Raw genomic sequence first — 12,497 nt, 5'->3', positions numbered from 1 at the left:
TGGAGTAAAACTTACAACTATAATAATATAACTGGAAAGCGTTGAAAATGTTGAGGTTGTGGTTTTGTTTTTAGGCGCTTATACTTAGCTGATTTGCAGCTGTGCCAAAAGGTTTCAGCCTTTTACTAACTAATTATATACCTTCACTATAAATATATACTCTTTTAGTTTTTTGAGCTGCTGCGGCCTGCTTTGGGCAGAAAGTGCATTATTTTTGGGCAGGGTAAGAGGCTGCACCTGGCCGGCGTTTGCCAGTTCCTCAATCAGCTGCAGCAGGTAAGCCGACTTAATGGCGAAGGCAGCGCCTTCCTGCCCGGCTTGCTTGCCACTGATCACCCCGATCAGGTTGCCCTTGTCGTCCAGCAGCGGGCCGCCGCTGTTGCCCGGGTTAAGTGGAATGGAGATCTGATAGGCGGTGGTATCGCCTTCGAAGCCCGAGGCCGAGCTCAGCGAGCCCTCGCCAAACACAATGTCCTCGCGCGGGTAGCCAAGCGTGAACACGCGCTCGCCCAGGTCGCTCTCCGTGTCTTTGAAAGTATAAGGCAGCTTGCCGAAACCCTCAAAGCTTTCATCTGCTATTTTTAGGATGGAAAGGTCGTGTATCTCGTCGCGGTAAATTTCGCTCACTTTATACTTCAGGCCGGACTTATTCTCGATCATAATGGAATCAGCGCCCTCCACCACGTGCGAGCTTGTCACGACATACCCATCGGCGGAGATGGCGAAGCCGGTGCCACTAAAGGCAGCCGGGCGCGGGGCCACAGGCTTGCTGGCGTCGTTTATACCGTTCATGAGAGCAGTCTGGGCTTTCTTCAGGCGCTCCACCTCGCGGCGCAGCTCCACGTAACGGGCCGTTTGCTGCTTTACCGGCGCCTTCATCTGCTGCACGCTCCAGAGTGTGCCGAAAACCGATAGCAGCGAGACACTGGCGGCCACGGCAATTGTCTGCTTCTGGCGATTCCAGTATACTTTCCAGGGGTTCGGGGTAGTGGCCTGCCCTCCGGCCTCCATCTCACTGTGGATGAGGTTAAGCTGCTGGCGCAGGTGCTGGCGCTTGCCATAGCCTTTCAGTGCCTGCAGCATGTGCCGGTGCTCGCGTACCTGCTCTGCCAGGCGTACGTCGGCGTGCAGCAAGGCCTCAAAGCCAGCCTTTTCCTCAGCGGCCATCTGCCCGTTCAGGTAGCGTTCAATCTCTTCGTATGCGCGGTACTCTAACATCTTAGTCTTCTCCCAGAATAGTGTTCACCTGCTTATACTTCAGGTTTATAGGTAGCAAAAAATATCTTCTTCAGGCGTTGCAGGCATTTATACTTCTGGTTCTTGGCCGTATCGGTGTTGGTGTAGCCAAACTTGTCGGTAATGTCCTGCATGTTCTGCATGCGTATGTAGTAATCCTCGATCAGGCTGCGGCAGGGCTCCCCGAGCTGCTCCAGAGCATCGCCCATCACCCCGAACTGCCTTTCCTGCTCCTCGTGTTGCAGGGTGTCCTCCTCCACGGGCACAAAGCTGTCAGTCTCGTCGAGCCTGGTGGCGTAGCGGCCCTTCTCCGCCAGGCGCTTCAGCCAGAGCCTCCGGCACACCGAGTACAGGTAAGTCTTGATCTGGCAGGTCAGTTCCAGGCTGTTGTCCCTTGTCTTCTCATAAAACACGATGACGCCCTCCTGGTAAATGTCCTTGGCCTCGTCCTCGGTTCCGCTGTTGCTCAAAATAAAGTGAGAGATCATCGGGAAATATAGTTTGTACAGGTGGGCCAGCGCCCTTTCGTCGCTGCGCCGGATGCCTTCTATCACCGCCTCATCCGTCTCATACAAACGCTTCTTCATTCCAGTCAAATTTTAATACGCTAAGGGACGTTTTGTAACCCGCCGAAAAAATAATTTTAAAAATTTCAGAAAGCAGGGTTACCTCTGCCGGTTTTGGGTATGAAGTTCAAATCGAAACCAAAACACTTAATCACAAACACAAAAATGAAAAATTTATTCACTTTCGCTATCGTAGCCCTTGCTATTTCTTTCACTGCCTGCACTAACGAAGAAGCCACTACTGAGACTGAAGTTGTAGAGACTGAGGCTGTAGAGGAGACTCCAGTTGTTGAGGAAGAAGTAGTAGTAGAAGATTCTGCTGCTGTTGAGGCTGACTCTACTGTAATCGAGTAGTTGTAGCAGGAACGACGGCGAAAAGCTTATAGTTCTGAAACACACACCGGGCCTTGTGCATCTTGCGCAAGGCCCGGTGCTTTTTCAGGCCAGCTACTGCATGCTTCTCCTTGTTAAGCAGGAAGGCCGGCTAGGGTATAGCCGGCCTTCCTGCTTTTATTTCCTCGCCCTCTTGCGGCGCTCTATCTCGCTTTTGATCAGGCTGAACTCACGGCTGCTCTGGCCGGCTATGGCGGTGTTCTCGTTGGCGCGGCGCAGCAGGTAAGGCATCACCTCCACCACCGGGCCGTAGGGCACATACTTGGCCACGTTATACCCGGCCTTCGCCAAGTTGTAGGAAAGGTTATCGCTCATGCCATAGAGTTGGGCAAAGTATACGCGCGGGTCGTTGGGAGCGATGCTGTGCTCCTCCATCAGCTCCATCAGCAGGTAGCAGCTGGCCTCGTTGTGCGTGCCGTTGCAGAAGGCAATACGGTCGATGTGGTCCGCGCAGAAGCGCAGGCCGTTATCGAAGAGCTCATCGGTGGCTTCCTTTGTCGGGTTGATCGGGCTCGGGTACCCTTCCAGCTCGGCGCGCTTGCGCTCTTTCTCCATGTAGGCGCCGCGCACCAGTTTGGCACCCAGGAAGTAGCCGCCCTTAAGGGCATTCTCGTGGTCGCGCCGGAGCACCTCCAGCCTGTCGTGGCGGTACATCTGGTAAGTGTTGTAAATGTTGGCCTTCTCCCTGTTGTAGCGCTCCATCATCTCGTAGGTCAGGTTGTCGATGGTGTCCTGTATCCAGCTCTCCTCGGCGTCGATGAACACGCGCACGTCACGCTCGTAGCAATGCCGGCAAATGGCGTTCACGCGGTCGCGGCCACGCTCAAAGGCGGCGCGCTCATTGGCGGAAAGCTCCTGCTGCTTCTGCACCTTCTCCAGTAAATTGATGTCGATCAGGCCGGTGATCTTGAACACCGAGAACGGGATGTGCTTGTTGCGGTGCGCCTTTTCGATGGTGTGCAGCAGCTCGTCGCGGGTGGCGTCGAAGCTTTTCTCATCACCCTCACCCTCCACAGAGTAATCCAGAATGGTGCCGATGTTATACTTGCCCAACTCCTGTATGGCGCGCTCCGACTCCTCAATGGTTTCGCCGCCGCAGAAGTGGTTGAAGATGGTTGGCTTGACGATGAATTTTACCGGCAGGTGCAGGTTCAGGGCAGTGGTGAGCAGTGCGCCTCCGGCCTTCACAAAGGTGTTGCTGTTCATCGCCTTAAACAGCAGGTACATCTTATATAGTTCAGCGTCGGATTTGGATGAGAAAGCGACCGCTGTATCGTCAAAAGAGACTTTGGAAATCAGGTTCATGTAAGGTTGAAATTTGCGGTGCAAAGATAGTGCTTCGGGCCTAGTACACAACCATAAACACCGGCTGCGTTCGCTAAATTTATACGTTGCCGGAAGTATAAAACATGGTCGCCGTTTTGCTGTTTAACTAGGAAGGCATTGGCATGCGGGCGCGTCAGGTTAGTTTATACTTTAACGGGTGCCTTTTTGCACCGCAACGGCTACCTTTGTAACGATACATACGCTTGATGAAGTTTAATCCGACACAGTCTTTTTTCACGGAGCTGCGGGGAGGCCAGGGGCTCCCGCTGGTCATTGCCGGCCCGTGCAGCGCCGAGAGCGAGGAGCAGGTGTTGCAAACGGGCAGGGCGCTGCAGCAGCACATCCACTTATTCCGGGCCGGTATCTGGAAGCCGCGCACGCGTCCGGGTAGCTTTGAGGGCGTGGGCACGCAGGGCTTGGCCTGGCTGAATCGCGTGAAGCACGAACTGGGCATGAAGGTAGCCACCGAGGTAGCCACCGCCCGCCACGTGGAAGAGGCGCTGAGGCAGGAGATAGATGTGCTCTGGATCGGGGCCCGCACCACCGTGAACCCCTTTGCCGTGCAGGAAATCGCCGATGCGCTGCGGGGGGTAAACGTGCCGGTGATGGTGAAGAATCCCGTGAACCCGGACCTGGCACTATGGATCGGGGCCATCGAGCGGATTTACCATGCCGGGGTGACGGACCTGGCTGCTATTCACCGTGGCTTTTCGGCTTATCAGGAAACAAAGTATCGGAACATGCCGGTGTGGCAGATCCCGATCGAGCTGAAAGCCCGTTACCAGAACCTGCCGCTCATCGTGGACCCCAGCCACATTGGCGGTAAGCGCGAGCTGATCTTGCCGGTGTCGCAGAAGGCGCTGGACCTGGGCTACGACGGCGTGATGATAGAGACGCACCTGAACCCCGAAAAGGCCCTGAGCGACGCGGAGCAGCAGGTAACCCCCGGCGCTCTGAAAGCCATACTTGCCAAGCTGCAGGTGCGTAAAACAACCTATGATGATGCTGAGCTGGTGAACCGGGCCGAGGAACTGCGCCTGCAGATCGACGCCGCCGACCACGACATCATCGCTGCGCTGGCGCGCCGTATGGCGCTGGTGGAGCAGATTGGCGCGTACAAAAAGCAGAACAACGTGCAGGTGCTGCAGCTGGAGCGCTGGAAGGAGATCTTCCGGAGCCGCGGCGAGTGGGCCGAGGATGCCGGCCTTAACCCAGGCTTCATTGAGGAGCTCTACCAACTGATCCACGTGGAATCCATCCGCAAACAAACCCGGATTTTAGATGGGGTTTAACGCCGGAGTTGCTATATTGCCCGCTTGCGAATGTTTAAGCGTTAAATTGTGAAGTGGCCGGATGGTTAAATGATTGCCCGCTGCACGGGGATTTATACTTTCTAACCCTTCAACTCTTTAACTCCTAAACGCTCTAACCCCCAAACTCCCAGAGATGACCGAATCCATACATATCGGCAAGGATGCGCTGCAACAGTTGCCGGAACTGCTGAAGAACCGTGCTTTTAGTAAGGTGGTGGTGCTGGTGGATGAAAATACACTGCCTCACTGCTATTCCATACTCAAGCCATACTTGCCCGCGCACGACCTGATCCAGATAAAAAGCGGAGAGGAGCACAAGACCCTGCAGACCTGCGAATACATCTGGCAGCGCATGACCGAGCTAAACCTGGACCGCTGGTCGGTACTGGTGAACCTGGGCGGCGGCGTGATCGGCGACATGGGCGGCTTCTGCGCGGCTGTGTTTAAGCGCGGCATTTTCTTCGTGCAGGTGCCCACCACGCTGCTGGCGCAGGTAGACGCCAGCGTGGGCGGCAAAACCGGCATCGACTTCCACGGACTCAAAAACCATATCGGGGTATACCAGGAGCCGCAGGCGGTGTTTATTAACCCAGCTTTTCTGCAGACGCTGCCGCAGCGCGAGCTCAAGTCCGGTTATGCCGAGATCATCAAACACTGGCTTATTGCCGATAAGGAAGCCTTTCTGGAGCAGCGCCACATCGGCCTGTTCACCGAGGATTGGGAGGGCCTGATCCGCCACTCGGTAAGTATAAAATCCAGGGTAGTGGAGCAGGACCCGCTGGAGGGAGGCCTGCGCAAGATCCTGAACTTTGGCCATACGGTGGGCCACGCTGTGGAAAGCTTCCTGCTGGAGCAGCCGGGGCGGGCGCTGCTGCACGGCGAGGCCGTGGCGGTGGGCATGCTCTGCGAAGCCTGGATCAGCCGCAAACGTGAGCTGCTCTCCTCTGAGGAGCTGGATAAGATCGAGACCTTCCTGGCGACCATTTACGAGAAAGTGCCGCTCACGGAGCAGGACATCCAACATATAGCCCAACTGGCGTTGCAGGATAAAAAGAACACCCGCTCCACTATCAACTGCACCCTGCTGCAGGGCATCGGCAAAGCCGTGTACGACCAGCCCATCACGGTGCAGGAAATTGTTGAATCATTACGCTACTATACCTTACTATGAGCCAAAGCCTCACCCTGAGCCACCCTACCGGTAAACTGGCCGGAAGTATAAAACTGCCTGCCTCCAAAAGCGAAGCCAACCGCGCCCTGATTATTGCGGCGCTGTCGGGGCAGGAATCGCAATTGCATAACCTTTCCGAAGCCAACGACACCCAACTGCTCCAGCGCCTGCTGCAGAGCGATGCGGCAACCATAGATGCCGAAGATGCCGGCACGGTGATGCGTTTTCTGACTGCTTACTACGCCGTAACCGGCCAGCAGAAGCTGCTCACTGGCACTGACCGCATGTGCCAGCGCCCTATCAAAGTGCTGGTAGAGGCCCTGCGCGAGCTGGGAGCAAGTATAGCCTACGTAGGAGAGGAAGGATATCCACCCTTGAGAATTGGTGGGTTTAAGGGCAGTGGCCAGAAGCACCTGAAAGTGCGTAGCGACATCAGCAGCCAGTATATTTCCGCGCTGCTCATGATTGCGCCTTTGCTGCCTGAAGGGCTGGAACTGGAATTAGAAGGCAAGATCGGCTCCCGACCTTATATTGAGATGACGCTCTCGCTCATGCAGCACTTTGGCGTAACAGCTGATTTTACGGACAACACCATCACCGTGAAGCCGCAAAAGTATAAAGCCGCGGAGTTTACCGTGGAGTCCGACTGGTCGGCAGCCAGCTACTGGTACAGCCTGGTTGCGCTGGCGCAGGAAGCGGACATCACGCTGCTGGGTCTGAAAGAAAAGTCATTCCAGGGCGACCGTGCCATTGCCGACATCATGTACCGGTTGGGTGTGTATACTGAGTTTACCTCAGAAGGCGTGCGATTGCTGAAAAAAGAGCACGAGCGCCACATCTCCCTCGACTTCTCCGACTGCCCGGACCTGGCGCAGACCGTGGTGGCGCTCTGTGCCGGCATCGGTGTAACGGTGGATATGACCGGTCTGGAGAGCCTGCGCATCAAGGAAACGGACCGCATACAGGCCCTGCAGCTTGAGGTGCTGAGCCTGAATTCCTCCCTGCAGGAGATCACGCCGGGTGTGTTCGCGCTAAAGCCGGGTATCCTGCAGCACAAAGAGCTCACGTTCCGTACTTATCAGGACCACCGCATGGCCATGGCCTTTGCGCCGCTGGCCCTGCTGCAGCCTGTTACCATACAAGAGCCGAGCGTGGTGCGCAAATCGTACCCCAGGTTTTGGGAGGATCTGCAAAAAGTGGGCTTCGAGGTGAAGTATAACTAACGTATAACTTATGCCGGAACGGAAACTGTACGGGGATGCTAAACTTATAGAGGCGCTCTTGAGCCAAATGCAACTCATGGAAGAGGCGGCAGGTGGCTGGGCGGCTGTGTATAAGGATCCCGCTTCGGGCAGGTTCTGGATGAAGTGCTACACCACGGCCGGCGAGCAAAGTGGCGGAGGCTATCAGCTGCTCATCCGGCTTCCGCTGCCTTCTACAGAGGAACTTATCGGGGCAGCCATACTTTCCCCGCACGAAGACGAGGCTGTGGCCGCCATCATGCGCCTGCTGGAAGAAGAAGCGGTAGAGCAGAAAGACTTCCGGGAGCAGCTGCTGGAGCGGCTCGAAGGCCTGGATCTGGCAAGTATAAACGCCGATCAAAAGAAGCGGCTCCGGGAAATCATCACCCTCACCTCGCTGGCAGATCCGATGAACAGGCGGGAGGTATTCGGAAAAACAGCCGGGCAGTTAGAGGCGGACGTGGCCTACTTTGGGGCTATCTCAGAGCGGGCGCGGCAGCTGTTGCAAAAATTATAGAAAGTATAGGCGCGGGGTTAGTTCTGCTGATTGATCAGGTTCACAATTACTTTTATCATCGTTTCTTTCTCCGATGGATCGCTCTCAGCTATCAGCAGCGTCAGGGCTACCAGGGCGTTATCGGCAATACGTTTGCGGCCTTCCGTATCATAGAGCAATTGATTTTTCTCCATGAACCACACGAACAGGAAGGCAGCTATCCGTTTATTTCCGTCCGAAAAGGAGTGGTTCTTCACGACAAAGTATAGCAGGTTGGCCGCCTTTTCCTCTGTAGAAGGGTATAAATCCTCCCCGCCAAAAGACTGGTAAATGGTGTTGATCGAGCTCTGGAAGCTCTGGTCTTTCTCACGCCCGAATAGCTCAGAACCGCCGAATTTTTCCTTCAGCGTTCGGATAGCTGCCATGGCGCTTTCATAGGTGATCCTGAAGAGCTCCTGCCGGTGCGTACCGGTGATGGTCAGGCGTTGGTGGTCATAATCATCCAGCACATCCAGGGCATACGTATAGTCGCTGATGACCTGCAGTAAGCCAGCGCTTTCGTCGCCTGTTAGTTCCTTCCGCTGAATTACATTCTGCAGCAGCTTCACCGTTTGCTTCAGGTCGTTATACTTCTGAGCCTGCTCCATGAGGCGCTTCTCATTCAACGTATAGCCCTCTACCAAATGTCTGCGCAGCACGTTGGTGGCCCAAATCCTGAACTGCGTACCACGTTTGGAGTTAACTCTGTACCCCACCGAGATAATAACATCAAGGTTATAGTAGTCTACTTGGTAAGTTTTGCCATCCGATGCAGTTGTTGCAAAATTTGCAACAACTGCATCACGGATTAGCTCTTCTGACTGAAAAATGTTCTTTAGATGCCGTGATACGACGGACTTGTCTCTTCCAAATAGTTCAGAAAGCTGGTTCAGCGTCAGCCATACCGTTTCCTGCTGCAGGGTAACATCAATAGCGGCCTGACCAGCCTCTGTCTCATAGATGAATATTTCACCGATGCCGTTTCCTTCTTCCATAAAGCTGTAACGTATAAAGCGGATAAACTAAGATAGGGATTTTCTCGCCTCTTCCACCACCTGCTGCAAGTAGGGAGGCGCCTGGGCCAGCCGGCTGCCATACCAGCTGAACAGCTCGCCGTCCACCACTTTTATACTTGCCTGCGGGCACAGCTCCTGAAACTCGGCTACATGTTTCTCTTTGAAAGGGTAGGGCTCCGAGGATAAAAGTATAAGCTGCGGATTGGCCTGCTGCAGTTGCGCTGGTGTGATTTCGGGATAACGCTCCAGATCGGCAAAAACATTCTCAAAACCACAGCGGCCAAGCAAGTGGTCGATGATGTTGTGGCTGCCCACGACCATGTAAGGCTTGCGCCAGATGAAGTAGGCCGTTTTTATACCTGGCTGCACCGGCTGCAGTTTCTCAAAACCGGAGTTTATACTTTGCTCCAGTTCTGTGGCTCTGGCCTCCGTGCCTGTGAGTTGCCCCACTTGCCGTAGCATGTCCAGCGCATCTTCTAAAGTATAAATGTCACTCATCCATATTTTATACTTTGCCTGCAGCTGCTCAATGCCTTCCTTGTAATTCTCTTCCTTGTTGCCGATGATCAGGTCGGGCTGGAGCTGGTCTATGACATCAAACTTAAAATTCTTGGTGCCGCCAACAACCGTTTTATACTTTACCTGCTCCTTAGGATGAATGCAGAACTTGGTGACGCCTACCACACGGCCGGCTAAGCCTAAATCGAGTAAAAGTTCGGTTTGCGAGGGCACCAGCGATACAATGCGCTGCGGCGGCTGCAATAGCGTGATCTGGTGGCCCATCTGGTCGGTGAACGTCACGGCAATAAAGTATGAATGAAAGTATGAATGAAAGTATGAATGAAAGTATGAATGAAAGATATTACCTGAACATACGCAGGACAGGCCGGAAAAACAAAACCCTCACAGGCCACAAGGTTGTGGGCACCGCGAGGGTTTTCACTTGGCTAAAAGTGGTGGCTTAGGTCAGGTAGCGGAAATCCTGCTTGTCCTGAATCTTGAGTATGGTTTCGTAGATCATCTTGATCACGTTGTCCACGTCATCCTTGTGCACGGTCTCCACGGTGGTGTGCATGTACTTGAGCGGAAGCGAGATAAGCGCAGAGGCCACGCCGGCATTGGAGTAGGCAAAAGCGTCGGTGTCGGTGCCTGTTGCACGTGAAACAGCCGAGCGCTGGAACGGAATCTCCTTCTCCTGGGCAGTGCGGATGATCAGGTCGCGCACATTGTTCTGCACGGCCGGACCGTAAGCGATCACCGGGCCCTTGCCGCAGTGGATGTCGCCGCTGTTCTTTTTGTCATACATCGGCGACTGCGTGTCGTGGGTCACGTCGGTGATGATGGCCACGTCCGGCTTGATGCGGTGCGCGATCATCTCGGCGCCGCGCAGTCCGATCTCCTCCTGCACCGAGTTCACGATATAGAGACCGAAAGGCAGCTGGTTGCCATTCTCCTTCAGTTGGCGCGCCACCTCGGCAATCATAAAGCCACCGATGCGGTTATCCAGCGCGCGGCCCACGTAGTAGCGGTCGTTCATCACGATAAACTCGTCCTCGAAGGTAGCCACGCAACCTACATGGATGCCCATTTTCTCCACCTCCTCGCGGTTGCTGGCGCCACAGTCCAGGAACACGGTTTCGATGGTCGGTGCTTTGTCGTTCTCCACTTTGCGCACGTGGATGGCCGGCCACCCGAAAACAGCCTTTACAATGCCTTTGGCCGTGTAAATGTTCACGCGCTTGGATGGCGCGATCAGGGCGTCAGAGCCGCCGTTGCGCTTCAGGTAAATATAGCCTTCCGGTGTGATGTAGTTCACGAACCAGCTGATCTCATCGGCATGGGCCTCGATCACTACTTTATACTCGGCCTGCGGGTTGATAACGCCCACCACGGTGCCGTAAGTGTCCACAAAGTATTCGTCAATGTATGGCTTTACGTACTCCAGCCACAGTTTCTGGCCCTCCGACTCGAAGCCGGTAGGAGAGGAGTTGTTCAGATATTTCTGCAAAAAATCAAACGATTCTTGTCTCATATGTAAGGTGGTGGTTGTTAGGTTAGGGTTGATTCTGTGTCTGGCCTGTGCATTTTTAAACTCACCCCTGTGCAAAGGCTAAACGTGTAGTATAAGCTATAATTATAACGGAATGTTTCCGTGCTTCTTGCGTGGCAGTGTTACCGCCTTGTTTTCCAGCATCTTAAACGCCTTAATCAGTTTGGTCCTGGTTTCGGACGGCGTAATTACCTCGTCGATAAAGCCACGGTGGGCGGCACGGTACGGCGTGGCAAACTTCTCCTTGTACTCCTGCACCTTCTCGGCCAGCTTGGCCTCCGGGTCCTCGGCCTGCGCAATCTCACGCTTAAAAATGATCTCAGCGGCACCCTGCGCGCCCATGACGGCAATCTCAGCCGTTGGCCAGGCAAAGTTCATATCGGCGCCAATGTGCTTGGAGTTCATCACGTCGTACGCACCGCCATAGGCTTTGCGCGTAATCACCGTAATACGCGGCACGGTAGCCTCGCAGAAGGCATAGAGTAGTTTGGCTCCGTTGGTGATGATGCCGCGCCATTCCTGGTCCGTGCCCGGCAAAAAGCCCGGAACATCCTCCAGCACCAGTAGCGGCACGTTGAAGCTGTCGCAGAAGCGCACGAAGCGGGCGGCCTTGGTGCTGGCGTTAATGTCCAGTACACCGGCCAGTACGGCTGGCTGGTTGCCCACTATACCTATACTTCTGCCGCCGAGGCGGGCAAATCCCACTACAATGTTCTCGCCGAAGTTCTTGTGCACCTCAAAGAAAGAATCCGCGTCGATGATACCCTCGATCACTTCGCGGATGTCGTAGGGCTGGTTCGGGTTTTCAGGGATAATGGTATCGAGCACGGCACGTGTTTCGTCGGCCTGCGGCTCGTAGGGCAATGCTGGCGGCAGTTCCTCGCAGTTTTGCGGGATGTAGCTCAGCAGTTTCTTGAGGTAGGTGATGCACTCCACCTCGTTGGCGCAGGAGAAGTGCGTGACACCGCTCTTGGTGCTGTGGGTGCTGGCGCCGCCCAGTTCCTCGGAGGTTACTTCCTCGTGCGTCACGGTCTTCACCACGTTCGGGCCGGTCACGAACATGTAAGAGGTGTCCTCCACCATCATGATAAAGTCGGTGATGGCCGGCGAGTATACCGCGCCGCCCGCGCAAGGGCCCATAATGGCCGAGATCTGCGGGATAACGCCAGAAGCCAGCGTGTTGCGGTAGAAGATATCAGCGTAGCCACCCAGCGACACCACACCCTCCTGGATACGGGCACCGCCAGAGTCGTTGAGACCGATAACCGGGGCGCCGTTTTTCATGGCCAGCTCCATGATCTTGACGATCTTCTCGGCGTGGGTTTCGGAAAGGGAGCCACCCAGCACGGTGAAATCCTGGGAGAAGACATAAACAAGTCTTCCGTTGATGGTGCCGTAGCCTGTAACAACGCCATCGCCCAGGTAGTACTGTTTATCCAGACCAAAGTCCTTGGAGCGGTGCATCACAAACTTGCCGATCTCCTCAAAAGAGCCTTCGTCCATGAGTAAGTGGATACGCTCGCGTGCTGTCAGTTTACCTTTCTGGTGCTGTGCCTCAATTCTTTCCTTGCCACCGCCCAGCAGGGCTTCGGCGTTTTTGCGCTCAAGGGTTTCTAGCTGGGCCTGTCTGATGTCTCCTGCCATGTCTGG

General features: G+C 54.9%; 12 protein-coding genes. 5 read left to right on the top strand and 7 right to left on the bottom strand.

Annotated features, from left to right (window positions below; genetic code table 11):
- Positions 1–129 precede the first annotated feature (129 nt).
- Entirely contained in the window at positions 130–1,218 is a 1,089-nt protein-coding gene (locus A3841_RS00430; protein ID WP_073850330.1) for a S1C family serine protease, read from the bottom strand.
- Between the two features lie 32 nt (positions 1,219–1,250).
- A complete protein-coding gene (locus A3841_RS00425) occupies positions 1,251–1,823 on the bottom strand; it encodes an RNA polymerase sigma factor (RefSeq protein ID WP_073850329.1) in 573 nt (190 codons plus the stop codon).
- Positions 1,824–1,922: 99 nt separating this feature from the next.
- On the opposite strand from A3841_RS00425, the gene A3841_RS00420 reads away from it, so the two are divergent.
- A complete protein-coding gene (locus A3841_RS00420) occupies positions 1,923–2,156 on the top strand; it encodes a hypothetical protein (RefSeq protein WP_206073055.1) in 234 nt (77 codons plus the stop codon).
- 156 nt (positions 2,157–2,312) lie between these two features.
- Here the strand turns inward: A3841_RS00420 and A3841_RS00415 are convergent, their stop codons facing one another.
- The gene (locus A3841_RS00415) at positions 2,313–3,500 is read right to left on the bottom strand and encodes a proline dehydrogenase family protein (protein ID WP_073850328.1); all 1,188 of its coding nucleotides are present in this window, start codon (positions 3,498–3,500) and stop codon (positions 2,313–2,315) included.
- A 227-nt stretch (positions 3,501–3,727) separates the two neighbouring features.
- On the opposite strand from A3841_RS00415, the gene A3841_RS00410 reads away from it, so the two are divergent.
- The 4 genes from A3841_RS00410 (at position 3,728) to A3841_RS00395 (ending at position 7,763) form a co-directional block, all read left to right on the top strand.
- Positions 3,728–4,813, top strand: coding sequence for a chorismate mutase (locus A3841_RS00410; protein ID WP_073850327.1), 1,086 nt, complete (start codon positions 3,728–3,730; stop codon positions 4,811–4,813).
- Between the two features lie 154 nt (positions 4,814–4,967).
- Positions 4,968–6,005 carry a 3-dehydroquinate synthase gene (gene aroB / locus A3841_RS00405; RefSeq protein WP_073850326.1) on the top strand — a complete coding sequence of 346 codons (1,038 nt, stop codon included), beginning with the start codon at positions 4,968–4,970 and terminating at the stop codon, positions 6,003–6,005.
- A complete protein-coding gene (locus A3841_RS00400; RefSeq protein WP_073850325.1) occupies positions 6,002–7,228 on the top strand; it encodes a 3-phosphoshikimate 1-carboxyvinyltransferase in 1,227 nt (408 codons plus the stop codon). The genes aroB and A3841_RS00400 overlap by 4 nt, the downstream gene beginning before the upstream one ends.
- A 10-nt stretch (positions 7,229–7,238) precedes the next feature.
- Positions 7,239–7,763 (top strand): Imm27 family immunity protein, encoded by a 525-nt coding sequence (locus tag A3841_RS00395; RefSeq protein WP_073850324.1) that lies wholly within the window; start codon positions 7,239–7,241, stop codon positions 7,761–7,763.
- A gap of 17 nt (positions 7,764–7,780) precedes the next feature.
- Here A3841_RS00395 and rhuM read toward each other — a convergent pair whose 3' ends face one another.
- From rhuM to A3841_RS00375, 4 genes are all read right to left on the bottom strand, one after another.
- Positions 7,781–8,776: a virulence protein RhuM/Fic/DOC family protein gene (rhuM, locus tag A3841_RS00390; RefSeq protein ID WP_073850323.1), complete on the bottom strand. Its 996-nt coding sequence runs from the start codon at positions 8,774–8,776 to the stop codon at positions 7,781–7,783.
- Positions 8,777–8,803: 27 nt separating this feature from the next.
- Positions 8,804–9,580: a helical backbone metal receptor gene (locus A3841_RS00385; protein ID WP_073850643.1), complete on the bottom strand. Its 777-nt coding sequence runs from the start codon at positions 9,578–9,580 to the stop codon at positions 8,804–8,806.
- 178 nt (positions 9,581–9,758) lie between these two features.
- Positions 9,759–10,829: a M42 family metallopeptidase gene (locus A3841_RS00380; protein ID WP_073850322.1), complete on the bottom strand. Its 1,071-nt coding sequence runs from the start codon at positions 10,827–10,829 to the stop codon at positions 9,759–9,761.
- Between the two features lie 102 nt (positions 10,830–10,931).
- Entirely contained in the window at positions 10,932–12,491 is a 1,560-nt protein-coding gene (locus A3841_RS00375; protein WP_073850321.1) for an acyl-CoA carboxylase subunit beta, read from the bottom strand.
- Between the last annotated feature and the right edge of the window lie 6 nt (positions 12,492–12,497).

It is taken from the genome of Pontibacter flavimaris (assembly GCF_001907195.1).
Taxonomy (GTDB): Bacteria; Bacteroidota; Bacteroidia; order Cytophagales; family Hymenobacteraceae; genus Pontibacter; species Pontibacter flavimaris.
This window is presented reverse-complemented; position numbering and strand designations above follow the sequence as displayed.

Coding starts and splice junctions, on each gene's coding strand:
- A3841_RS00415 (WP_073850328.1), bottom strand. CDS start 3,500: ATGAACCTGATTTCCAAAGTCTCTTTTGACGATACAGCGGTCGCTTTC.
- A3841_RS00375 (WP_073850321.1), bottom strand. CDS start 12,491: ATGGCAGGAGACATCAGACAGGCCCAGCTAGAAACCCTTGAGCGCAAA.
- A3841_RS00430 (WP_073850330.1), bottom strand. CDS start 1,218: ATGTTAGAGTACCGCGCATACGAAGAGATTGAACGCTACCTGAACGGG.
- aroB (WP_073850326.1), top strand. CDS start 4,968: ATGACCGAATCCATACATATCGGCAAGGATGCGCTGCAACAGTTGCCG.
- A3841_RS00410 (WP_073850327.1), top strand. CDS start 3,728: ATGAAGTTTAATCCGACACAGTCTTTTTTCACGGAGCTGCGGGGAGGC.
- A3841_RS00425 (WP_073850329.1), bottom strand. CDS start 1,823: ATGAAGAAGCGTTTGTATGAGACGGATGAGGCGGTGATAGAAGGCATC.
- A3841_RS00380 (WP_073850322.1), bottom strand. CDS start 10,829: ATGAGACAAGAATCGTTTGATTTTTTGCAGAAATATCTGAACAACTCC.
- A3841_RS00385 (WP_073850643.1), bottom strand. CDS start 9,580: ATGGGCCACCAGATCACGCTATTGCAGCCGCCGCAGCGCATTGTATCG.
- A3841_RS00420 (WP_206073055.1), top strand. CDS start 1,923: ATGAAGTTCAAATCGAAACCAAAACACTTAATCACAAACACAAAAATG.
- A3841_RS00395 (WP_073850324.1), top strand. CDS start 7,239: ATGCCGGAACGGAAACTGTACGGGGATGCTAAACTTATAGAGGCGCTC.
- rhuM (WP_073850323.1), bottom strand. CDS start 8,776: ATGGAAGAAGGAAACGGCATCGGTGAAATATTCATCTATGAGACAGAG.
- A3841_RS00400 (WP_073850325.1), top strand. CDS start 6,002: ATGAGCCAAAGCCTCACCCTGAGCCACCCTACCGGTAAACTGGCCGGA.